This window comes from Paenibacillus sp. fava2, from assembly GCF_058313675.1.
Genome location: NZ_CM177755.1, coordinates 838,214 through 861,695, shown reverse-complemented (window position 1 = coordinate 861,695; position 23,482 = coordinate 838,214). Strand labels below are relative to the sequence as shown.

The 23,482-nt window shown below is 50.3% G+C and carries 23 protein-coding genes; 7 read left to right on the top strand and 16 right to left on the bottom strand.

What is annotated here, in order from left to right; all coding sequences use genetic code 11:
• Nucleotides 1-9 precede the first annotated feature (9 nt).
• From AC4G46_RS03860 to AC4G46_RS03840, 5 genes are all read right to left on the bottom strand, one after another.
• Complete coding sequence (locus AC4G46_RS03860; RefSeq protein WP_491126774.1) at nt 10-969, bottom strand: ABC transporter permease; 960 nt, start codon at nt 967-969, stop codon at nt 10-12.
• A 241-nt stretch (nt 970-1,210) separates the two neighbouring features.
• Nucleotides 1,211-3,487 carry an AraC family transcriptional regulator gene (locus AC4G46_RS03855; RefSeq protein ID WP_491128781.1) on the bottom strand — a complete coding sequence of 759 codons (2,277 nt, stop codon included), beginning with the start codon at nt 3,485-3,487 and terminating at the stop codon, nt 1,211-1,213.
• A 165-nt stretch (nt 3,488-3,652) separates the two neighbouring features.
• Nucleotides 3,653-3,904, bottom strand: a complete 252-nt coding sequence (locus AC4G46_RS03850; protein ID WP_491126773.1) for a hypothetical protein — start codon at nt 3,902-3,904, stop codon at nt 3,653-3,655.
• A 3-nt stretch (nt 3,905-3,907) separates the two neighbouring features.
• A complete protein-coding gene (locus tag AC4G46_RS03845) occupies nt 3,908-5,461 on the bottom strand; it encodes a glycosyltransferase family 39 protein (protein WP_491126772.1) in 1,554 nt (517 codons plus the stop codon).
• Between the two features lie 195 nt (nt 5,462-5,656).
• A complete protein-coding gene (locus AC4G46_RS03840) occupies nt 5,657-6,988 on the bottom strand; it encodes a methyl-accepting chemotaxis protein (protein WP_491126771.1) in 1,332 nt (443 codons plus the stop codon).
• Nucleotides 6,989-7,060: 72 nt separating this feature from the next.
• On the opposite strand from AC4G46_RS03840, the gene AC4G46_RS03835 reads away from it, so the two are divergent.
• The 3 genes from AC4G46_RS03835 (at nt 7,061) to AC4G46_RS03825 (ending at nt 8,469) form a co-directional block, all read left to right on the top strand.
• A complete protein-coding gene (locus AC4G46_RS03835; RefSeq protein WP_491126770.1) occupies nt 7,061-7,201 on the top strand; it encodes a hypothetical protein in 141 nt (46 codons plus the stop codon).
• A 142-nt stretch (nt 7,202-7,343) separates the two neighbouring features.
• Entirely contained in the window at nt 7,344-7,865 is a 522-nt protein-coding gene (locus tag AC4G46_RS03830) for a ClbS/DfsB family four-helix bundle protein (protein WP_491126769.1), read from the top strand.
• A 187-nt stretch (nt 7,866-8,052) separates the two neighbouring features.
• Nucleotides 8,053-8,469, top strand: a complete 417-nt coding sequence (locus tag AC4G46_RS03825) for a hypothetical protein (protein ID WP_491126768.1) — start codon at nt 8,053-8,055, stop codon at nt 8,467-8,469.
• On the opposite strand, the gene AC4G46_RS03820 is transcribed toward AC4G46_RS03825, so the two are convergent.
• Nucleotides 8,466-8,873, bottom strand: coding sequence for a DUF7674 family protein (locus tag AC4G46_RS03820; protein WP_491126767.1), 408 nt, complete (start codon nt 8,871-8,873; stop codon nt 8,466-8,468). The two genes, AC4G46_RS03825 and AC4G46_RS03820, sit on opposite strands and share 4 nt — an antisense overlap.
• 205 nt (nt 8,874-9,078) lie before the next feature.
• Here AC4G46_RS03820 and AC4G46_RS03815 point away from each other — a divergent pair, with 205 nt between their 5' ends.
• Entirely contained in the window at nt 9,079-9,501 is a 423-nt protein-coding gene (locus tag AC4G46_RS03815) for a VOC family protein (protein WP_491126766.1), read from the top strand.
• 28 nt (nt 9,502-9,529) lie between these two features.
• Here the strand turns inward: AC4G46_RS03815 and AC4G46_RS03810 are convergent, their stop codons facing one another.
• The 5 genes from AC4G46_RS03810 to AC4G46_RS03790 form a co-directional block, all read right to left on the bottom strand.
• Nucleotides 9,530-10,879 (bottom strand): hypothetical protein, encoded by a 1,350-nt coding sequence (locus AC4G46_RS03810; RefSeq protein ID WP_491126765.1) that lies wholly within the window; start codon nt 10,877-10,879, stop codon nt 9,530-9,532.
• 29 nt (nt 10,880-10,908) lie between these two features.
• Nucleotides 10,909-11,415 (bottom strand): hypothetical protein, encoded by a 507-nt coding sequence (locus AC4G46_RS03805; RefSeq protein WP_491126764.1) that lies wholly within the window; start codon nt 11,413-11,415, stop codon nt 10,909-10,911.
• Between the two features lie 13 nt (nt 11,416-11,428).
• Nucleotides 11,429-11,989: a hypothetical protein gene (locus AC4G46_RS03800; protein ID WP_491126763.1), complete on the bottom strand. Its 561-nt coding sequence runs from the start codon at nt 11,987-11,989 to the stop codon at nt 11,429-11,431.
• A 139-nt stretch (nt 11,990-12,128) separates the two neighbouring features.
• Complete coding sequence (locus AC4G46_RS03795) at nt 12,129-13,295, bottom strand: hypothetical protein (protein WP_491126762.1); 1,167 nt, start codon at nt 13,293-13,295, stop codon at nt 12,129-12,131.
• Between the two features lie 54 nt (nt 13,296-13,349).
• Entirely contained in the window at nt 13,350-14,618 is a 1,269-nt protein-coding gene (locus AC4G46_RS03790) for a helix-turn-helix domain-containing protein (protein WP_491126761.1), read from the bottom strand.
• 156 nt (nt 14,619-14,774) lie between these two features.
• Between AC4G46_RS03790 and AC4G46_RS03785 the strand changes: the two genes are divergently transcribed.
• Nucleotides 14,775-15,005 carry a hypothetical protein gene (locus tag AC4G46_RS03785; RefSeq protein WP_491126760.1) on the top strand — a complete coding sequence of 77 codons (231 nt, stop codon included), beginning with the start codon at nt 14,775-14,777 and terminating at the stop codon, nt 15,003-15,005.
• 291 nt (nt 15,006-15,296) lie between these two features.
• Here the strand turns inward: AC4G46_RS03785 and yaaA are convergent, their stop codons facing one another.
• The 3 genes from yaaA to AC4G46_RS03770 all read right to left on the bottom strand — a co-directional run bounded on the left by yaaA (nt 15,297) and on the right by AC4G46_RS03770 (nt 19,399).
• Entirely contained in the window at nt 15,297-16,040 is a 744-nt protein-coding gene (gene yaaA / locus AC4G46_RS03780) for a peroxide stress protein YaaA (protein ID WP_491126759.1), read from the bottom strand.
• A 167-nt stretch (nt 16,041-16,207) separates the two neighbouring features.
• A complete protein-coding gene (gene gnpA, locus AC4G46_RS03775) occupies nt 16,208-18,367 on the bottom strand; it encodes a 1,3-beta-galactosyl-N-acetylhexosamine phosphorylase (protein WP_491126758.1) in 2,160 nt (719 codons plus the stop codon).
• 12 nt (nt 18,368-18,379) lie between these two features.
• On the bottom strand, nt 18,380-19,399 hold the full coding sequence (locus AC4G46_RS03770; protein ID WP_491126757.1) for a glycoside hydrolase family 88/105 protein: 1,020 nt from the start codon (nt 19,397-19,399) through the stop codon (nt 18,380-18,382).
• A gap of 279 nt (nt 19,400-19,678) precedes the next feature.
• On the opposite strand from AC4G46_RS03770, the gene AC4G46_RS03765 reads away from it, so the two are divergent.
• The gene (locus tag AC4G46_RS03765) at nt 19,679-20,620 is read left to right on the top strand and encodes a helix-turn-helix domain-containing protein (protein WP_491126756.1); all 942 of its coding nucleotides are present in this window, start codon (nt 19,679-19,681) and stop codon (nt 20,618-20,620) included.
• A gap of 42 nt (nt 20,621-20,662) precedes the next feature.
• Nucleotides 20,663-20,848 (top strand): hypothetical protein, encoded by a 186-nt coding sequence (locus AC4G46_RS03760; protein WP_491126755.1) that lies wholly within the window; start codon nt 20,663-20,665, stop codon nt 20,846-20,848.
• A 531-nt stretch (nt 20,849-21,379) separates the two neighbouring features.
• Here the strand turns inward: AC4G46_RS03760 and AC4G46_RS03755 are convergent.
• Both AC4G46_RS03755 and AC4G46_RS03750 read right to left on the bottom strand, forming a co-directional pair.
• Nucleotides 21,380-22,546, bottom strand: a complete 1,167-nt coding sequence (locus tag AC4G46_RS03755) for a DUF4317 domain-containing protein (protein ID WP_491126754.1) — start codon at nt 22,544-22,546, stop codon at nt 21,380-21,382.
• 135 nt (nt 22,547-22,681) lie between these two features.
• Nucleotides 22,682-23,419 carry a hypothetical protein gene (locus tag AC4G46_RS03750; protein ID WP_491126753.1) on the bottom strand — a complete coding sequence of 246 codons (738 nt, stop codon included), beginning with the start codon at nt 23,417-23,419 and terminating at the stop codon, nt 22,682-22,684.
• Nucleotides 23,420-23,482: the final 63 nt, after the last annotated feature.

Here is a 23,482-nt window from a genome sequence, read left to right as displayed (position 1 = left end):
TGCTCCTTTCTACCATAAGCTTGATTTTGTAGTCCGCTTGGATACAGCATTGGCCGTCGTCACCAGAATCAGCCCGATAATGCCTTCGAACAGCCCCACCGCAGTCGCATAGCTGAAGTTACCGCCGGTAATCCCCATCCGGTACACATAAGTGGAGACGACATCTGCCGATTCATAGGTGAGCGGATTGTAGAGAAGCAGGATTTTTTCAAAATTAGAGCTCAGAATGCTGCCGATGTCCAGAATCAGGAGCACCATGACCGTCGGCAGAATGCCGGGAATCGTAACATGCCTGGCGAGACGCATCCGGTTGGCCCCGTCCATTTTGGCTGCCTCATAGAGTGCCGGATCAATGCTGGTCATTGCCGCAAGATAAAGGATCGTTCCCCAGCCCAGCCCCTGCCATACCCCGGACGTAACATAGATCGGTGTGAACCATTCCGGCAGCGAGATGAAGGCGATTTTCTCAAGTCCAAGTGTGGCCAGCAGGCTGTTGACCGGACCGGTTAAAGAAAGAATTTCCTTAATCATCCCCGCCACAATAACCATTGAGATAAAATGGGGCAGATAGGAGACGGTCTGGACGAATTTTTTCCATTTGAGCCTGCGGATTTCGTTGAGCAGAAGTGCAAACAGCAGGGTGAGCGGGAATTTCACAACCAGATAACTCACACTCAGCGTCAGATCGTTGAAGAATGCCCGCCAGAAGGTGGGGTCCTTCATGAACATTTCAAAGTAAGTAAAGCCGACCCATTCCGTCCCGAAAATATTCGGCCCGCCCCTGTACTTGCGGAAGGCGATAATATTCCCCAGCATCGGAGCGTACTTGAATATCAGGAAATAAAGTACGGGAATGACCAGGAACGAATAGAGCTTCCATTCCTGCTTAACATGCTTCCAGAGCGGTACCTGGTCCTTCGTCTTAAGCTGCTTGCGGGCTGCCCCACTGATTTGCGGCTGAGCTGCCATTATGCGATCACTTCCTTAATAGAAATTCATCCAGTCCAACATGAATCCGTTTACATCCCGACTGTACCCCGCCCTCCGCCTGTGCATCAATGTTCAATAAAGAAAATGATGTACGAAACCCGCGATTTGGACGTTGATATTTTGAATATGATGGATGATTTGGCGAATTTGGCTTGTAATAGCGCAAAAAAAGATGGCCCCCGGCTACCTCGGAGACCATCTTTCTTCTATATAAAAAAGTTTACGCCTGCTCCTGAATCGTTCTGTACTTGCCGGGGGTGATGCCTTCGTATTTCTTGAACACCCGGATCAGCGCATGGCTGCTGGCGAAGCCGACGCGGGCCGCCGTCTCGTCAATGCTTACTCCCTCTATAAGCAGTGACTTGGCTGCTTCCACCCGGGTATGGTTGATATAATCGTGCAGCCCCATCTCTCCTGTCTGCTCCCGGAACAGGCGGGATACGTACTGCGGGGTCAACCGGAATTCATCCCCGATCAGGGCGACGCTGAGGTTCTTGTCGTTATAATTCTTCTGTACATAATCAATAATCTTCTCGCTGATGCCGGTGCTGGCCTGGCTATTCTGCTTACTCTTGAGCAGCCCGCACACCCGCCCGAAAATATCCATCAGCTCCTGCTCAAACTCCGCCTTGGTGGAGCACGATAAGAGCCGCTTAAGCGGACGCCATTCCTCCCAGGCGATACCGGCCTGCTCCGAGTCGGGAATGGTTTTGATCATGGTCGTCGCCAGGTCCAGCAGCACGCACTTGGCCATCTCATGGGAAGCCTCGCACTGAAAAGCCTGCCCGATCACATTGCTGATCATCTGCTGCGCCTTGCCGAATTCCTCCGCCTTCAGGAAGTTGATCAGGATCATCTGGTCGTTCACGGTGAAGAAATAGCTGCTCTCGCCGGGCTTGATGTCCCCATACCAGATCAGCGCCCGCTCCCCGAGCATAATCCGGTGCTCCTGCGCCTCCAGCGCCTGCACAAAAGCCTGATGAATCCCGTCCAGCCCGCTCTGCAGATTACTGCCTACTGCCGTGAACCGGAGCTTGTACCGTTCAAGAATGAACTTGCCAGCCTGCGCCAGATCCTGCTCTAACTGATCCTTCCATTGCTCTGTGAATTCGGGATGTACATTTACTACCGCAGCAAGCATTCCGTCCACATCTGTAAAATGGAGCATCACTCCCTCACCCGCCGTATCCTGAGCGATATTCGAGACAATGAACTGCGATAAGGCCAGATCGGTTACTCCGTTCTCACTACTCTCAATATAAAACAGCATTACGGCAAAAGCATCCCCCGTCCACGGCAAATGATAAGCCTTCGCCAGCTCCGTAAGCGGAACATTGCGGTCCGTCTGCCCTTTCAGCAGCTTGACCAGATAATAATCCTTCAGCACCCGCAGCTGCTGGGCCTGCTTGTTGTTCATATCATCGCGCTCGCGGATCGTCTCCAGCACGCTGCTGCGGATAAAGGTATACTCATCCAGATACGCTCCGCTGCGCGGCATCGTATTGCGGGCAAATACACTTACCAGCTGCCTGATCGGGTCATAATTTTTCCGGGCAAAATAAGTGATTACCGCTCCACCGATCACAAAGCACAGCAGCAGCCCGAGCAGATTCAGGTTACGGATGGTGCCGACGCGCTCCCAGAATACTTTTGTCGGAAACACACTGATATACTTCCAGCCCGTTGTATCTGAGGATTCAATGGTAATCATCGATTCCACTTCCTGAAAGGAGCCCGTAAACGTCCCTGTCCCGCGGTCATTCCACTCCCGGTACAGCGGAGGAGCCACTGTATTTCCGCCGGCATTCTGGATCAGCACCTGATTGTTCGTATCCATAATGAACACCTGGCCGCGGTCTACCCAGTCGATATTGCCCAGCATGGTCATGATTTTCTCAGCGTTGAGCGCAATAATGAGCGTCCCCGAGGTCTCCGAGCTCCCCTGCTTCGCCAGCGAGCGGACATAAGCCGGAGTGTAGACGACATTTCCCTGATTCTCCACAGGAAGCATCACATATCCGCGCGTCTGCTCTCCGTTGATCAGCTTTTGCCAGCTGTCGTAGCTGAACGTATCCGTCTGCAGCTTCATTTCATAGAAGTCCTGCTCCTTCACATAGGTCTCGCTTGAGAGCACCGTCTGCAGCGGCTTCGAGTACAGATAAATCCCCTGTATAAAATCATTCGCCGACAGCAGCTTGTTCAGCTCCTGCTTCATCTCATATACGCCGTAAGCGCTTTCCGTTTTGGATGAAATTAATTTGCGCACATCCGAATGGATGGCCAGCTGGGCCGCCAGGCTCTCCGTCTGCAGCAGCTCGCCGTCCACGATGTACCTGACCTGCTGCAGCATCGCGCCGCTGGCCAGCACGATCTCACGCTTGACGATCTCCCGGGTCTGGCCGTATATGATCAAACTGAGTATGACCGGTATACATAGAATCACAGCATACGAAACAAACAGCCGGTAAGCTACACTCCGCGTAAATTTTCCCCGCATCCAAGCCAATACTGATCCCCTGCCTCATTGTTCTTTTTGTACGGTTACGCTTTTTGTACATTACCAATGATAGCATGATCCTTGCGCAGGGTTGATGTACAAATTGAACCTGCATGTTCAATTTGTGTGTTGCGGGGGAAATCCGGCACTCCTGGTGCGGATTGCTTAATTCTGTCCGCCTTGCCCGCCGCTTCTGTCTGTGCCCTGTCCACCGCTGCGTCTCATCCCGCCGTTCATCCCGGGGAACCCGCCATCCGTGCCGCGGCCGCCGCCAAAGCCTGGGCCCCCGTTCATCCGCGAGCCTGAGCCGCTGCCGTCACTGGAGATTGTCTGGGCCGTAATGGCATCGCATGAAGTCAGCACCATAGAGCAGATAAGTACAGCTATGATCAGGGCGGCAGATCGTCTGGTCCGCATTCTTCATCTCCTCCTTCCGGCAAAGTAATCATACACATCTTTAAAGCCCATGTACGAGAATACGATCAACAGCGGATACACCGGGAAAATATACCGTGCCTTAATCTCCCACAGCAGATAAAATCCGATAAACCCCAGTATAATCAGCACCAGCGGAGTCTCCCCGTAACGTTTAGCCCTGATGCTGCCGATCAGCCGGACCAGGATACCTCCATACATCAGCAGGTTCAGGACATACATCATCCACAGCAATCCGCTCCGGTAGCCGGAATCTCCTTTAAAAAGATCAGTAGCAGCGTTAGTGTAGCTATAGCGGTCCATGACCATGCCAACCATCCTGCCTCTGTCACCTGAAGAGCTGTCATTGCCGAGTCCGTAGCGCTCCATCTGGTATGTGCCTTCCGTCCAGGTCCAGATGAGCTTTTTATAATACATGTTCACCAGATCGCCCGTGCTTGCGTCCGCCAGCTTATTATTAATCTCCTCTTTAAACAGCTCCGTACTTGCCGCCTTATTGTAATCAGCATCCTGCTGGTAGATCGTATAGCTCTCCCGGTTGTCCCAGAAGCCGAACGTCTCCAGATTGAAGCCCATGTTCAGCCACATATAGACCGGTGCGGAATTGGCATTGACGGATTCGTCCACTACACCCGCTGCCTGAAGCGCCGCATTCTGGGTCCAGCCCGGCACATTAAAAAGCGCACCCGTAATGAATAACGCCGCCAGTGTCTTCCGCACACCCAACTTACGGATTCCCAGCAGCAGGCTAAGCAGCACCGCAATCAGCACAATAACACCGATGCTACGGAAGTAGTTCCCGATGGCCAGCAGGATAGCTGCAAACAGAATGTCCTTTAGTGCTTTTCTTTTCATAAATTTCACGGCAAAATATAATGCGCCCGTCAAAAAAGCAGTAGAAATCACATCATTATAAATAAAATTACTCATAAATAAGGCCGGCAAATAGGTTGCCGCTAATATCAGAACCCCGTAGTCATGCTCCCGGGACTTCTCATTGAGCTCCTTATACAGCAGGTGAATCATTAACGTCGTTAATAGCGTGAACAGGATATTGAATATTTTAATCGTCAGGTAATTATCCGGGAAAAGGTACAGCAGCGTCTTTAAGTAAAGGACCGTTGAGAAGTTAAACGGAAACATATGCAGATACCCGGCTGTCTCAAAGGACGAATAATCGCTGCGGTAGAGCATATCGAGCGCCAGATTAAGCACCGTCTCGGAATCATCCGTCGGCAGACGGGGGAACAGGAAGATAATGGCCAGCTGAATGGCAAAGGAGAACGCGAGAACGGCGGGAATAACGATCCGTCTGCTGAACCGGTTGAGCTTCAGGCTTATTGTATAGAGCACGGCACTTAAGGCCAGCACCAGCGCAATGACCAGAATGAACAGGCCGAGCTGCTGCTTTTCCAGTACCGGTGTGTCTCCGTATACGAAATAACTGTACTTTGCCCTGATAAAAAATGAGGAAGCAATGAACAGGCCGATGAACAAGCTAAGGATGATATAAAGTGCTTTGTGAATACCCTTGACCATGAGAACCTCCTCTTGCGGAGTAGTGATAAGCGCATTATAAACACTGAAACTGAACGTTAGATGAAAATGAAGCTGCGGGGATCGCGGGCTTAATCCGGCAGGCTCCGGCCAGACAAAAACACCTCCAAAAGTTGCTCTGCACAGCGGCAGAAAGGCATCTCTTGAAGGTGTCCGGGACTGGTTGCTTATTGTCTATTAAAAGGTGAATCTTTTTACTGACTCGATTAACCGGGATGCCAGCGCAGACTGCTGCTCCATGGATACTGCCGCCTCATTCATCACCGCGCTAATATCGGTCAGGCTGGCATTAATCTCGGCCGTATACGCTGAGGCGTTCCCTGAGGTATCTACAACCGTATCTATCACCTTACTGATCTCCTTGATGGAAGCATTCATTAGGCCGGCTGCGCCGTTCACTTCCGTCGAAATCCGGTGGATCAGCGCCGCGTCCGACTCATATTGGCGGCCGGTCTGGAGCAGAAGCTCATAGTCCGCTTTTACATTATGGTCAATATACTCCAGCACATCCTGCGAGCTGCGCGACAGATGATCGAATACCTCTTTTACCTGTGCCACAAGCTCCTCGATTCCCGAAATGGCCTGAGCCGACTGATCGGCCAGCTTCTTCACCTCTCCCGCTACCACCTCAAACCCTCTGCCCTGCTCACCCGCTCTGGCAGCTTCAATCGATGCATTCAGGGCCAGCAGATGGGTCTGTGACGATATTGCCTTTACGCTGTGGGAGATGACACTGATTTCCTCAACAATTGCGCCGGCTGCGATGGCTTTTAGAATATTGTCCTGCTTTTCCCTGTAGGTCCGGTCGGCCTGCTCGAGGGAAGCCTTTACCTGCCGGCTCATCTGTACAGCACGGTTTTCCATGTCATCCGCTGAGCTCAAGGCTGACCCGGCATTTACCAGCAGCAACCGGTTCTGCTCATGGATCTGCTCGAAGGAGCTGTTTGCTTCCCGGGTGGAGTGCAGCAGACTTGTAGCATCATCCGCGAGGATTGATGAAGTTGTATGTATGGTGTTCATGCTGGCCGAAGAATTACGGGCCGATTCCATTAGCTCATAGCTGGCCGTGTTGATGTTGCCCGAAATATCTGCAATTCCGGAGACCAGGGATTTGATATGGGCAGCGCTTTTATCGAGTGAATGGCCGAGTCTGCTGATCTCATCATTGCCGCCAAACTTCAGCTCCCCCGACAGAACGCCTTCCCCCAGCTGCTCGGTGTACCCCAGTACCTTTTTCAGCCGCTTCAGGACCAGCTTATCGTACACAAAAACAATAATGAAGACAGAGATCAGAATGCTGAGGCCTGAAGAGACCAGGAATCCGACGTTTCCCTCAATGTATTTGGAATCCCCTCCGACAATCTCAATCACATCACCGCTTCTGTCCAGCACGTAATTTACAGCCTGCCCGATGTTGGTGCTTAGCACCTGTACAATCACAATTGCCAGCACCAGCTTAAACTTAATGGAGTTCACAGTAGCATTCAACAGCCGGTTCTTTATGCCCATAAGCCTCTCCCCCGCAAAAAATAATATCTATACCATACCCCAGCCGGATTAACTGAACATAAACAAACGGGGATGGCCGGACTGATTAGTGAGGTGGTGGATGGCGGGAGTGACGAGGGGGGCGGAGGGACGGGAGTCGCATGGGGCAGAGTGACGGGCGTGGCGGAGGGACGGGAGTGGCGGGTGTGGCGGGAGTCGCATGGGGCAGAGTGACGGGCGTGGCGGGGGCAAGGGGGCGAGATGCAGGGTTGGCGAGGAACCTTATTAATGCTATTAATTGAGCTAAACCGGACATACTGGTGTCACGGTTCTATGGTATAACGGAGTTAAGAATACCGGGAGGGATATGGATAACATGGCAAGTTATGAATATAGCTCCAAGCAGGAGTTGCTGGACACGATCCATACTAACTACATATTGTTTGATGCCGAGTTTACAGGAATCGACGATCGTTGCAGGAACTTGCGGATACCTGAAGTAGACAAAACACCGGGCGAAATCATCGCCTATCAACTCGGCTGGCTGCATCTCGTTATGGGCTGGGATAAAGCGGAGCTTGCAGGCCAGAGTGTCCCTATGCCGTCTGCGGACTATAAATGGAACCAGCTGGGCGGATTGTACCAGTCCTTCTATCAACAGTACGAGGGCTACACGCTCACAGAACTCCGGGAGCTGCTCCGTCAGACGGAGCAGGAGTGGCTGGCCTGGATAGGCGGCTTGTCGGAGGAGGCGTTGTTTACTCAGGGGATTCGCGCGTGGACAGGCAGCAAGGACAACTGGCCGATGGCCCGCTGGATTCACATCAACTCGGCCGCCCCTTTCAAAACCTTCCGGGCAAAGATCCGGAAGTGGAAAAAGCACGTTCCGGCGGAGTGAGCGTGGAATAGCGGATGAGCGAGTGCTGCGAAGCAGACTCGTTAGCGACCGAAGCGGATACGCAGACGGACTGGCGCGTTAGCTGGGGGTATGCGTACGGACTTGGCGCGTTAGCTACGGGCTTACGTGCGGACTGGCGCATTAGATGCGAATATGCGTACGGACTTGGCGCGTTAGTGAGCGGGATTTGAGGAATGTTCCCTTTGATTCTGCCATTTCGCCTCATGCGGGCGGAATCAGAGGTACTTTTGCCCTTGATTCCGCCGTTTCGCCTCATGTGGGCGGAATCGGAGGCATTTTTGCCCTTGATTCTGCCGTTTCGCCTCATGCGGGCGGAATCAGAGGCATTTTTGCCCTTGATTCCGCCGTTTCGCCTCATGCGGGCGGAATCGGAGGCATTTTTGCCCTTGATTCCGCCGTTTCGCCTCATGCGGGCGGAATCAGAGGCATTTTTGCCCTTGATTCCGCCGTTTCGCCTCATGCGGGCGGAATCGGAGGCATTTTTGCCTTTGATTCTGCCGTTTCGCACCCGTTGCGCGTAAATAATGGGCCTCCCTCTTTTTTCCTCACTCCAGCAGACCGCCTCACACTCCCCCACAACTAACACTCAAACTCCGTATGATTCACCCTGTTGTACTCTAGTACCAGTTCTTTATACTTCTCTACCTCACGCTCCAGCATCCACTCAAATAGCGGCTGAACCTGCCCAAAAATATCAGGCGATACCCTGTAAGGAACCGCAAGCCTGGTATTCTCCTCTTCCACCAAATGCTCATAGAACCCCACCGCCGCTGCGTTGTAGAGGTCAAAGCAGCGTTTCCGCCGATTGAAGCACCACTCCACATATCCGTAAATCTTGTCCAGCTCGTCGGTATCCTTTTTTAGATGGGCATCCTCTACCCGACTTCGCAGCTGGACCATCAAGATGTATATCGTGTCATCTTTACCGGTAAACGTATGTCTAAAATCATAGAACAGCTCTAAGCCCTTCCTTCTCCACACACTCATGCCGTCTCCCTCCACAGTTTGTTCATTATAGTAAGCATATTCCCCACATGCGATATGGTAGAATATTGAAAAATAGTACGGATAGTGCTGTGAGCGCTAGAGAATGAAGGCTTATCCGAACCATTCCTTATGTTGTTGAACGCTGTTGCCAGAGGTATCTTAACAGGGAGCACTTCTTATTGAACTATAAAAGGAGCTGATACTCATGCTTGTTACGCCCACTCTGCATTTTTACGGACAATGTGAAGAAGCAATCGGTTTATATCAACAAGCGTTTGGTCTGCAAATGAATTTCCTCCTGTATTATGCAGACGCAGATCCGCAGGACTGGAATTTCAGCTTAACTTCTGAGCAGCGGAGTTACGTGTATCATGCAGAGGCTTTTATCGGCAGACAGCGCATCATGCTGGCGGATGAGATTGGACCCGGGGTGCCCGGAAACACCGCTCTTTTTCTGACCATTACCTTTGAAACTGACGATCAGGTGAAACAGGCTTACGAAACGTTAAAAGAAAGCGGCAGCATCATTCACCCGTTGCGCAGCACAACGTACAGCTCCTGTATGGCTACAGTGGTTGACAAGTTCGGCTTCCGCTGGGGGCTGATGACAGAGCAATCGGCAGAATGACAGGAGGGGCGCTAATTCGCCCCCTCAATCAAAGCTTAGACAGCTCGTCCAACAAAGCCGGCCGGTTATAATATTTCTCATTCAGCTCCTGAATAATGGCGTTCTGACTGGACTTGCCAGCCAGCTTTCCGTAGCGTTTAAGCATTTGACAGACATTCCAATACTTTTTCCTGTTTGAAGCGGCAGCGGCGGTGTCGTAAATATACTGGAGGTATACTTCTTCCACTTCCGTTTTGTAGGCTGCTGACAACCGGGCAGCATACTCCTCAACCGCACTGTGATTAGCTTTTACATAAGCCAGCATCTCTGCAAGGTCATTTTTATCTGAGATCAGCTTCGTATAGAGCGCATGGGCAGACCATGTATCCGATTGTTTGAGTTCTGCAAGAATGCCACGGTAAAACTCCTCCTTATCCCCTTCAGACAATGCTTCAAGCTCAGCGTAATATTCATAGTCCCCATCCAGCAAAAGCTCCTTAGCCAGCAGCTTCTGCTCTTCCTTCAGCGACAGCGCCTTATACGCTTCGTATTTCGCTTTTTTAAAGTCGGCTCTGCCTCCCCGTTCCCCCTGCTCTGCCAACTGAATTACCCGCCGGTAGTCGCCAGCCTCCATGCTTTTCTGTATAGCCAATTTTCTAAATGATTTCAGATGAAGATGTTCCTGCATAAATTTATCCGCTTCTTCTGCGGAGCTAAATTTTTCGATAAGCTCAAACTGAATTCCTTGCAACGCCTCATTTGAATACTCAACATACTCCTTACCGGCATTGGCTGCAAGCTGCGCTCCGATAGCTGCCAGCAATTGTTCTCTGAGATTCTTCTCATCAGCAAATACAGTACATATCCGCAGCAGAGTAACCGGATAATCATCCCAACCGTCGAACACAGCATTTTGGCTCATTTTGATCAGGCGTGTTAAAAAATGCTCCCGCACCGACTCATCTGCCGTCTGCTGACTTTCAGCAAGCCCGTCGATCTGATCCAAAACCTCATCTACCAGTCCCCCGATCTCGCCGTCCGAGTCATCAGCATACTGAAATGCCTCCACTCCCTCTTCCAGCACCATTAAGTCCATTTCCAGCTTCAGCTTATCATCGCTTACACTGCTCTTACTCTCCAGCAAAGCCATCAGGTCTGCTGCGAAGCTTCTTGTTTGCCGGTAAGGAATGAAGCCCTCCCTTCCTGTGTACTGCTTAACGATCGTTTTTAACAGATTTTGGAAGGTTTTCAGCAGGCGCGGCTGATCCTCTGAACCATATTTTAACAGGAGTGTATTCTTAAACACCTCATCCTGCCCGGCAGCCTCAGCAATAATTGCAATTAATTCTTCTTTGGACAATTCCTTCAACACTTCTTCTATCTTGCGCTGTTTCGCCATAGCTGTTTATCCTCCTTGAGGTATCTTCTTCACAATTTAAAAACATCACTAAGCACCGTTATTACATTCTCTTTCTCGTTTTTATTTATGGTGATCTTCTTGCTATTAAGCCGATCTCGTTTTAGTTTAAACCTGACTGTTACAGAATTGCCCTCTTCTTTTATAAAAACCTTCTCTGTCTGCTCCCATTTCCACATGCTGTCTCTTGTTAGGATGCCTTGTTCATAAACCTCAATTTTACTAAACGCTCTTACAAAATAAACAGGTGACAAAAGGATTAAATACATCGGCCAAAATAGAAACATCAGCTCTATGCCGCCCTCTGCTCCATAGAAGCGGATCACTTGATACCCTCCGACAGCTAAAAATACTACTCCAAAAATGACGTCAAAAGTAAATTTTGCATCTCTGACGATCAGCAGCTGATCACCCATTGTTTTCCGGAATGCTTTTCTCCGTAAGATTACAGTTGTACACCAGATTAATATAACTAGAGCAAATACAATAGGAACTGCCACAAGTACTTCATAAGTCATGATTCATTCTCCCTCAGCCTGCATAAGGCGCATAATCACGCTCATAAGACACCTTAGTCTCCTCGTACGTCGGCATCTCCAGAAACTCTACTTTTTCAACCTCCATACGCAAAAAATCATCAGCAAGGGTCTTCACCGCCCGTTCAATCTCATGCATATCCCAGGCTGCTGCCAGCTTCGAGAACATCATAATGTAAACAGGCTTATGCCCTTTAGCATTTACAGGTGCGAAGTGACGAACCTGACGGGAAAAATCCTCTTCATAATATGGATAACTATAACTATAGGCTACATCCTGATCTCCCTGTAAAAAGGCTTCAACTTCCTCATAGAACTCCTCATCGCCAACCCAATCCCGTTCATGCTTTAAAGTATAATTGAGACAAGGCTCTGCCATAAGGTCATAATACCCCAGACGCTTACTCTTTTCTTTATCTGCATAGATAGTGATCTCATCGTTAGCACTTTTATTACAAAACCCATATACTCCGTACCAAAACAGCCAGTGCCGGACATGCACATAGACAGTAGTAGAAATGTTAAATCCGCCTCCATTATTAAAATCTGCACGCACACGATAACCTTACGCAAAAATTCTCCGATCATGGCCAAGTATACAGCTCAACAATACCATACTACACCATACATACAAATTCCCCCTCAGCCGAAAAAACCCTTCCCGGCGGGAAGGGCCTAATCTTTCATCCTTCACATTACATCGTCATCGGAACAAACACCGAAGCCGCATTAGCCTGCCGGAACCGGGCGATGACCTGCCTGCTCCAGTCGCGCTGGTACTCGGGGTGCTCAGACAGATACAGCTCCTCGAGATGATTGAACGCTGCATCATAAGGAATACCGGGATTATCGCCGTTCACCTCAAGCTGGCTAATGTGCAGATAGAGGCCGCCCGGCAGCGTCAGCTGTTCTACGCAATCCGGAAGTCCGGTGAACGAGCTGACCCTTGTGCCGAAGCAGGAATTGTATTGCCCCTCCTGACCGTTGTCCACCGGAAACCCGTAGTAATCATGCAGATAATATTTTGCGGCTTCCGTGGCAAACACCTGATCCTGCACGCCAAAATACTTCGTAATCACAAACTCCTCACTGTCCGGCAAGGTCATGCTGCAGGCGATCTTCATCTCGGGCAGAGTAACGGCCTTAAAGCGCAGGGAGGCGTAGCGTTCAGCTACCGTCTGTGCCGTCATAACCGGTTCATATTTGGTAAGAATCTCTCCCGTGCCGTCATATGTATTGAACCCGATGCCGGTTGGATTATACACATAGCTGGTATCCTTGCGGAAATCATTCACAAAATACTCATCCGCATGCATACGCTCCCCGTAACCCGGCTGTCCTTCCCGCCTGTTCTCATTAATCAGCACCTTGGCATACCGGCAGGCCGGTACTGTAAGCGTCTCCGTATATTCCGGCAAATAATCGGGCAGGCCCTCCAGACTGTCCACCTCATAGCCCACAATCACCTTGTAGTTACCGTCACCCTTAACCTCAGTCCGCACGGTAACAACCTCTGCTCCGCCCTTGAGTCTGCTGCTGATGATGCCGGAGAGCAGAGCCATATCGCCTTCTGCGATCAGCTTTTTTGTATAAAAGTAGTCATTCAAAATACATCCGGCATGCTCGAATCCATAAAATCCCCCGTATCCCCGGCTTTCAAACGTCACCGGCAGCGCGATCCCGACAATTTTCTTCTCCGGCCGATCCACAATCGTACATAATTCAGTAACCTGCTCTACGAACACTTCATTTGGAAGCTCCATCTGGCTCATCTCCTCCACCATTCTCAGGATTGCCGGCTTTACCCGGGGGCTGTAACCTTCCGAAGCCTGCTCCGGCAGGTCCTTTTTCCTCAAGCTCATTTGCAGTCCAGCTCCTTTCATATCTCAACTTTATATACATTCAGGCCTGTGGTATTATCGGTTTTTAACATTTTCCAGCCTGATCCATACCCTCATCTGAATTCTCTCCGGGTCATGACTGCCGTTAATCTCATATGTAGTAAAAGCGGGCCCCTTCCCCCTATTCCATCCATTTTCTCTGATCCAGCTGTCCAGCCATTCCCCGAACACCCTGCCGTCACTGCAGCAGCTGCTCTCCAAAACGGCATAATGGCCTGCGGCAGGCTGCAAAAGCTCAAGTCCGCAATCTGCCGGCAGTACCGGAGCTGATTCCACCCTCACGCCACACGTACAACCCGGACCAATCTGAGACACGTAGAATTCCCCGTCTTCTTTTATCGCACCGGGATTATGCAAGGATAAGTATGAGATTACTGCTGCCGCCGCCTGTTCCTCGGCGTCCTCTCCTGAGCGGCTTGCCGTCAGGAACAAACGGTCATCACAATACGCTACGCGGATACGGCTATAATCCGGCCGCTTGACCACCGGCAGGTACAAAACCAGCTTGTTCACTGCGCTTCCCTTGCAAATATACTCCTCGAAATAGCCGTCCTCAGCCTGCTTGAACATACTCAATCTCAGCCAATCCCCGTAAAGATAGTTCCAGGCCTCAGTAATCTCAGCCTCCTTATGGGCAACTGTTGTTTTGGCAAAGGTTCGGGTGACCTCCGGCTGCATAACAGCTTCCTGAAAAACACTTCCGGCAAAGCTGTCCATTAACTCATAGTCATATTCTACAGCGAGCTTATAACAGAACTCCCCGCTGCGCGGCTGCCCGCCCCTGCCAAAGATTCTTCCTTTATATCCCGGCAAAAGAGCGCTCAGCGCTTGCAATGCCCGGTGTTCAATGCCGTCTGGTTCAGGGTAATAAAAAGCGGTCTGCAGTGTCTTGGGGATAGTGTCCGTAGTAACCGTTACCTGCCTTACAGGCTGGCTGTCATATGCGGGGAAGTAGTAGCAGGCATCATTCTTCTGGTATTCCAGCGGAGTCATAGCTGTGGCGGATTTCACATATTTGCATAGAGCCTGCTGGGAGCTGTAGCCGCAAGCATAGGCAATCTCAGCCAGCGGCAGCTCTGCCGCTCTGATCCGGGCAAGAGCAACCGACAGCCGGCGTTTGCGGATGTATTCCTTTACCGAATGCCCGGTGTAGGTGTAGCAGTCCCGGTATAGCTGCATCAGGGAGGTGTATCCGGCCTGTGCCGCCAGCTCAAGGCTAATCTCGCCGTGCAGATGTTCTTCTATGTAAGAGATGGACTTCTTGAAACGGGCAGCTCTGTCCATTGTGGTCCTCCGTGAAGAATAGAGTATAGGAGATCAAGTACATCAATGTATTATCCTAATATTTCCACAAGAGCTTTGGTAATTCCTCCACAGGCATAGATGTTTAAATAGAGTATAATAATATGTATTAAGACCTTATATTGGAGCGTGATACCGATGCAGTGGCAAGAAGTGCGTACAATATATCCTAATCAATATGTCTTACTTGAAATATTAGATTCTCATACTAAAGATAACATTCAATTTGTAGACGACGTTGCTTTGGTACGGGCAATAGAAGATCCTAATGAAGCTACCAGGTTACTACTTAGCTGTAAAAATAATAATATTGTATATCATACCGGACAAGAGAAAATAGCCATTGAGCTAAGACATCATCCTTTGTAAGTAAGCTTATACGTAACTTTGGCATTGGCGGGGATGAATACACTTTTCAAAAACATGTTGATCAAATTAAAATAGGCGATTTATTCTTGAAAAATATTCCTATTGATTTTGGCATTTTTCATGAAAACATTAACTATATTAACGGTCTCATTGGTTTGGATATTCTTAAAGGCTGCAATATGATTATCGACCTGCAGCATATGATAATGTACGCCGGGGACTCCGAAAAAAATAAATAAGGGGCGTGGGGTCATCCTGCCCCGTACTATCACTTATGGCATTATTCTTCCACTACCCCTGCAAAAACACATAAGTCCCCTCATCAGACAGCTCCTCCGAGTAAGCGAAGTTCAGCCCCTTATACTCCTTGATCTCCTCCACGCGGCTAATTTGCCGCTCGGCCATGAAGCGGACCATTTCGCCCCGGGCCATTTTGGCGAAGGTGGCTTTTTCGGTAACTTTCCCTTTGACCTCTTGCCCGAACACGCACGTGACCATACGAACGTTCTCGCCCAAGTACGGAGAGATACATTTGCTGTACTCCTTGGAGGCCAGGTTCACGATGCAGCCGGTTTCGGCAAACAGCTGATCCGCCAGCTTCCGGTTCCAGAACTTGTACAGTGAGCTGAAGCCGGGTCCGGCCAGCTTGGCCTGCATCTCCAGCCGGTAAGGAACAACTCCGTCGAACGGCCGGAGCATCCCGTAGAATCCGGACAAGATGCGCAGATGCTCCTGCAGATACTCCAGCTCCTCACTCTGCAGCACACCCGGCGCCATATACTGGTATTGCAGACCTTCGTAGGCGAATACCGCCGGCGTCAGGTTCCGCGCCAAATTCATATGGGTAATGCGCTCCACATTCTGCGCGGCAATGTCGTCATTGCATTTCCAGATGCTTTTTAGTTCTTCATAGCTTAGCTTTTGCAGGGCAGCCAGCAGCGTTTCTGTTTCGCTGATAAATTGCGGCAGCTGCCGCTCCGCAAATACATCCGTGTCGATCTTCATCTTCTTGGCAGGTGAAATAATGATTCTCATGCTACTCTCTTTTCTAGCCCCATGGCGAAAATAATGTACTCTTATCCTATCATATTTTTCGTCCATCGGCTCTTACCCGCAGCCTACCTTAATCACCGGCCGCACCAAAAAGCTCAAGCACCCGGCAGACCGCCGCAGGCTTGAGCTTTTTTCGCCAAACAAATCCATTAGCCAATCGTCTTAATCACAGTATCGTAAGGAGCAAGCTCCAGTGTCTGCACGCCGAATTCCGTCTCAACCGAGGTCTTCTGCGTCTCCGAGCTGTTGTTGATCACAACAAGAATCTTGCTCTCCGGATAGTAAGCACACTCTGTATAGAGGTTATCCGTGATGTACTTGTTGTCATTCAGCTCGCCGCCCGCATAACGGATCAGGTTGAGCAGCAGTCTCGTATTCTCCAGGTTGAACTCGAAGGAAGGCAGGTAGATCCCTTTTCCTTTGCCAAAAGCGTTCGAGGACAGCGTGATTCTGCCGCCCGACTGCTGTACGACCGAAGCCGCTCCATCTGTCAGATAGATGCCCTGCTTCGCTTCGATGCTGGCGCCTTCCGGCAGCAGGCCCAGCTCATCTTTGGCTTCAAACGCCCATCTGCCATGCACTACCCTGGCGCCGGTATCCTCATCCAGGCCGAGAACATGGGCCATTCTGAAGTACGTATCATAGCCTTCTACTGCCGATGGCTGATTAACACCGATGAATGTTCCGCCTTCGTATACCCATTTGGTCAGCAGGTCTACTACTTTGCTGTCATTCCAGTGCTTGCCGCCGCTCCAGGCGGAGCCGGCCAGACCGGCATTAATTACAACGTCAACGTTCTGCAGTACGCCCTGACGGATGTCCTCGAAGTCGATGAACTGCACTTCCACCGGCGAACCGGACAATGCCTCATTGATATGAATCAGATCATGCATAAAGGTTTCGTGGAAATGGCCGGACAGCGTCCAGGATCTCAGCTTACCCCAGCTGTGCAGTACCGCTACCTTGGTTTTCACCTGGTAAGGCTTGCCCTGGCTGTGCAGCGCTTTAATCTCTCTGAATTCGTCGGCAATCTTCTCGATGTAATCACAGAAATCCGGGTATGGCTCAACCAGATGCAGGTAGCCGCCCAGTCCAATCCGGTCAATCGGCTCGCGCAGCAGGGCGCGGCGGATGTTGATCCAGTACTTCTTCGCATCCAGGGTAGGGTCTCCGCCCTCCATGAAGGTAGGAGCACCGCCCAGTCCAACCGGGAACAGGTAAGGATGCAGACGGATTTCGTGCGTGTCCACTTTGACGCCGGAGCACATCCGAGCTTCATAGCCGGAGAATACACATTTGATCATGCCGTCGAAGCCAAACTCCTCGAACCGGTCATTGTAAGGCTCCATGCCGACCCAGCTGTCATCGTAGAATACATAGGCCAGCTTGCCGTGACTGTGCACGATATCAATGAGCTGCTTGGCGAAGCCGATGACAAAATCATTGATAAACTCCATCCAGTCCAGCTTGCGCTGCTCGGCCGGAATGTGGCTGACACGGTATTTGCCGCCGTTAACGAAATCTTCAGCGGTCAGGGAATAGCCGTATTTTTTGGCAAACAGATCAAGCGCTCTTGCACTCACCGTAAAGTCATATGAACCCCAGTCGGAGAACAGGTGACGGTTGCGCTCGCTGCTGCCCCAGATCCAGGCGAAGTTATAGAACAGCGAAGTAAAGCGGACTACCGTTGTCTCTTTATGCTCCACGCACCATTGTTCCATCCAGTCCAGCATATACTCCTGAGTCTCAGTGTACATCGGATCAATCTGCATCAGATGATCTTTGGTCCAGTTGTTCGTGGTGTGGTTGTACATGGAGATTTCTTCCCAGATCCGGTAAGCCATGAAGCTGACAGTGTATTTGTGCCAAGGCGTAATCCCGGTCAGCACTACATTTCCCGATTCACGGTCATAGTTCCACTGCTCGCGCGGGAGCTCTTCCCCGGTCGTCCGGTCGGTAACCTGCCAGTATTTGAATGCTTCTTTGGAGTCATTCACTCTGAACTGGTCAGCGAAGAAATCCTCCATTACATAGATAGACAAGTAATCCTGTACGGCAACCTTCGGATTGGTGATCAGGAAGCACTGCTGCAGCTTGTCCTGGTTCTGCGCCGCCCATGCATTATGATCACGGATGATACAGATTGTAGAATAGATGCCGTAGCCTGCGTTGATAATCTCATCAGACAGCTTGGTGCCGTCACTGTCACGGATCACATCCGCGCCCCAGCGCTCAGCCAGCTCCAGTGTCAGCTTCTCATAACCGGATTCGCCCGGCAGGGTAAAAGAGCCCTTGGTATGTTTGGTCAAGTTGCTTACCTCCTATTGAATCATATCGGACAGGAAGGCAAGCGCTAAGCCTTGGCCCCAGCCCTGGATCCAGTCTTTTGGAATGTTGCAGTAGCCTTCACGGTCCTTCATGACAGCAGTGCCGCCGGATACATTGAGTACACGCCCATCTTCGCTGATGTTTTCGAGAATGCCCTTAAGCGCCTTTTGAACATATTTGGTGTGCAGCGGATTGCCGTTGTTAACCATTGCCGCAGCAATACCTGCGGATGCAGACACTTCCTCATAGGATCCCTCGTCATTCAGTACAGTCCGCCAGAGGCCGTTTTCGGTCTGGACAAGCTTAAGTGCAGCCAGCTGATCTCTTACCGAGCACTCGATATCCATACACTGCGGGTACAGGTACCAGTCATTCAGCAGCGGTTTAACCTGCGACATGGTGTACGCGCCCCACGCGTTCGCTCTGCCCCAGTAGAACCCGGACATATGATCCTGCTTCACATTGTTATAGCCGTGGTACCAGAAGCCGGTGCTTGGATTTTGCAGATATTTGATATGCCAGTAGTAATTGTTCAGGGCATCGTTAATCAAAGTCTGGTCTTTCAGCTTGCTGCCGACACGCAGCAGGAAGAAGGCTGCCATGAACAGCGTATCCGCCCAAGCCTGCTCAGGAAAATCATTGTTTGCCGATACGGTATGCTGCAGCACGTTGTCTCCGAAGCGGAGTGCGCTATTTTGCAGATAATCAACCTTGCTCATTACAATATCCCAGTATTTCTGGTTGCCCGTCTCTTCGTAGAGCGTAATCAGCATGTGCCCCATCGCACAGGTGTTGACCGTCCAGGTCGGCAGACCCAGCTCAATATATTCATCTGCCCAGCGGATCAGCGTATCGAGGTACTCTTTGTTACCAGTAACCTTGTAAGCTCTGGATACCCCGTAATAAGCAACGCCGCAAGGCCAGTCCCATGTTAAGTCCATAGCAAGTGTCTTCTTGGTAACCTTGTCGATAACGCTCAAAATCAGTTCCTTATCATAATCCAGTTGAAGCATATTGAAATTCCCCTCTCCTTCGCACACGGTCCCCCAATGGCGATTGAGAGCCGTCTGACAGTTTGTAAACGCTTTATGAATTCTATTGTAAGGTGTATAATAGTCATATTCTAAGCATATTCATAGCAAACCTGCGCAATTTCGACCATTTATAATTCATTTCGCAAAAAGTTGGGATTTCTCTCCCATTCTCTTACGCCCGTCACTTTGCTATCATTCTAGCTACCATAGTGTACCTTCAACTAATAATCTATATATTGGAACGGGGGCCTTTCGGATATGCCCAGAAAAAAGAAGCCCGTCATCGAGTACCGCCACTACAGCCTGCCGATTCAGTTTCCAGTCCTGCTGCTGAGCGGGGACCGCTGGAGAATCTCCGACATCAAATCGGAGCATCTGCATTTTCATAACCATCTGGAAATCGGCATCTGCTATTCGGACAGCGGGATCATGGAGATTAAAGGGGAAGCCGTGCCTTTTAAGGCCGGGGATATCACCTTTCTTCCGCGCTTCCTGCCCCATACCACCTACAGCTCGAAGGATTCCGCCAGTTTGTGGTCCTATCTTTTTTTCTCACCGGAGGAGCTGTTCCAGCATTCCTTCAAAAGCGCTTACAGCAGCTTCGAGCCTAATCTTTGGAGAGTTCAGGGCCGAAATTGTGTCCTGAGCAAGGAACAGCACCCCAAGGTGTATTATCTGGCCACCTCTATCGTGGAGGAGCTGAAGCAGCAGCGTCCTTATTACCAGGAGAGTGCCTACGGTTTACTGCAATCGCTCTATATTGAACTGCTGAGAATCTATTCTGCGAATGAACCGCTGCCTGAGCAGGACGGTGAGCAGAGCCTGAAGGGGGAATTTGTCATTTCTCCGGCGCTGGAGTATATCACGAAGCACTATATGACGCCGATTACGATTGATTTTCTGGCCGAGCTATGCCACCTGAGCACCACCCATTTCCGCAGAAAATTCCATGAAATCATGGGCACAGCCCCGCTTGATTTTCTGACCAGCACACGTATCGAGGAAGCCTGCAAGCAGCTAAAAAGCACGGATGATTCCATCCTCTCCATCTCCGAGCAGGTCGGCTTTCATTCCATCTCCAGCTTTAACCGCTGCTTCTCCCGGCTGATGGGCGCCTCGCCCAAAGAGTGGCGTAAGGGTGCACAGTCCGAGGCGCAGTCGGCGAAGGCGTCGATCCTGGAGTTTACAGGCTGGGTGTAGTGAGGGATAATGTAGGACAAATGCTGCAGGGAGGGATTAAGCGTGGCCAAACAACGGAAAGACAGCACATCCGGCAAGAATGAACAGGAGCGCCAGAACGAGCAGCAGCTAGCCGAGCTGGAAAAAGAAATTCAGCGTAAGAATAAGCTGATTGCTGATATGCAGGAGGAAATTGCTATTCGCAGGGCAGCGGCGAAATTCTTTGGTGAGGAAAAGGGAAGCAACTGAATGATTACGTGGATAATAGAATTAATAGTGAAAATAGGACTCACCTTGCATAACAAGGCGAGTCCCATTTCTGTTTAATATATCCAATCAATTAATCAGCATGCTATACTATTAAAGCAATAGAAAGGCTTTGAGGGCGGCCGGCTAATCTCCCGGAAAAGCATATGCTTACGAAGTCGCTTTCTATGAAAGCGTTCAGGTGATGCCAGTGGAGGTATACCAAGCATTGACGCTAATGATTTCATTTGCGACTCTGGCCCGTGTTAATTCTATCTTTCCACCAAAAGAAATAGGCCGCCCTGGTCAAAGGTAGCGGTCTATTTCTGGCCTATCCTGTTTTAAGCCTCCGCCCTTAAAAGCGGCTGTTGCAACGGAGAGTCGTGTTCGCGCACGGCTCTCTTTGCATTGTACGCTGTTTCTAAGCCGAGTACACCACAAAGATGGATTGATGTTAACTCCTGTTAACTCCGGTTAACTGAAAGGATGAAATTTCAAAATACAGCCTGTCGAAATGCCAAGCTACTGTCCGGGTTACAGAACCTCCGTACTAAGCGTAAACCCTTCAATCACCACATCCTCATCAACCTCAATCATAATGCAGCGTTTGCCCTGGTAATTAACCTGCTTAACATACCGCAGATCCTGCGGGCTGACGGAGATGGTGGCTACCTTGGTCTCGATTTTGATTGATTTGGTGGTGAATTTCGGGATTACGCTGGCGGCCTTCATCTCGTAATTCCGGTCGTCGATGATCGTTTCGAAGGCCCGCTCCACTTTTTCCGCCGTAACATCCTCAACGCCGCTTACCTTCAGGACCCGTTCCACATCTTTGAAATCCAGCGTAGCCGGCTCCTCCTCACCCTGGCCGTCCTCAATGACCTGCTGGATCTGCTCGTATACCTGGGCGATAGTAGTCGTATCCAGATGTTCACCGGCAATCTCCTTCACGATGTCCTCGAAATACGCCCGCTCTTCCATCGCCGTTACAGAAGTCTCCGCGTTCAGCACCTGCTCAATGAACTGCGGGTCCGGGTAGTTTGATTTGCCCGTACAGTACAGAACACGGTTCACATCCGAATAATTGTCCGTCACACTCGGATAAAAGAACCCCTGCTCCGGTGAGCTCAGCTTCACAATCGGATCCACGATGACATTGTACTTGAACTCCCGTTCAACATAGTCGAACATGAGGTTTTTACGCTGCTGCTCTGTGGAATTCACGCTGCACAGAATGAACTGGTGGGCAAACGTCTCGTTCTTCTCGCTCTCTTCGCTTTCTTCATTTCTGGCTTTGGTCGGCCGGTGATATTGTCCGCGTACGAAGGTGATTACGGTGTCCTTTTCATACTTGGTATCTGCCAGCATCCGGTCCACCAGCATCAGCATCAGGTCCTGCCACTCTTCCGGATCACCTGTGATCAGCCCCTGGTGCAGCATCACCTTGGCCGGCTCCTCCGCCTCCTCCTGAAACTTCAGCTCGAACAGCTTGTGGTCCAGCTCGCCGGACAGCAGCTTTTTGAAGTTGCCCATGTACAGCTCCTGCTTCTCCCGGTCCACAAGCCCGAACGGCAGGCGCTCCCAGTGATAAATCTCGTTGGTCTCCTTCATAACATATACGTTCAGAATATCGTAAAGGCTTAGCAAATCATGGTCCAGCTTAAATTGTTTGCGGATGTGCGCTACTTCTTTTTTATTCATAATGGATTCGGGGCTCCTTCGATAAAATGTCACTTTACCCAGTATAAATGATCAGGACGAAATTTTCTAAGGACTTGCAGCATAAAAAATACCCGCAGCCTATAGCCACAGGTATTCTTTACCTTTCATTCCCTCCTATAACCGCTCCACATACTGCTTCGCCTCGCCCAGTGACAGACTGCTATGCTGGCGGACCAGCTTGATTGCCGGAATCAGCTTCCCGTCCTTCTTCATCTGGCGGACCGTATCCAGGATCTCATCGGGAGGAAGGTGCTGGGCATTTCCGGCTTCCCCTCTGCGCTTCATTTCTGCAGCGGCCCTCTGCTCCTGCTCTGCTGTCAAAGGCTGATCTCCTGCGGTCTGAGTTAACATGATCCCCCGCCGCGGCCTCATTCGGGTAATGGCGCCTAGCAGCGTCCCGGCAACCGAGTACAGGACCATATACTGCACGAACCGGTATAGATACAGCCAGACCGTACTGAGCTCCAGCACCTCACCACCCTGCTTCAGAATCGTAATATTATCCGTAATGGCATATTCGCCGGGCGCATAATTATGGATGTCCTGCATAACCTGCAGTTCCCCGACAGGCGAAACGATCCACTCCAGCGGTTTGTTAAAAACAGGATTGCCTGCCGTGTCGATCATCATGCTGAACAGTGTAAATACAGCGATGACATAGACGATGTTGTTTTTCCATGTAAATCGTTTGGCAAGCACCACAATACTAAAAATCAGCAGCAGCGTAATTCCTCTTATGTATGTATTGTGGAGATAGTACTGAAATACCACCGGCAGGACCCAGCCGAACAGGATGACGTTAACAACGGCAAACAAAAAGACAAAGAACAGAATTTTGGCATTTTTCTTCATGTGCCCTACTCCCCTCTCTTCAACAATAATACATTATTACCCAATTGTTCTCATCTTGTTATA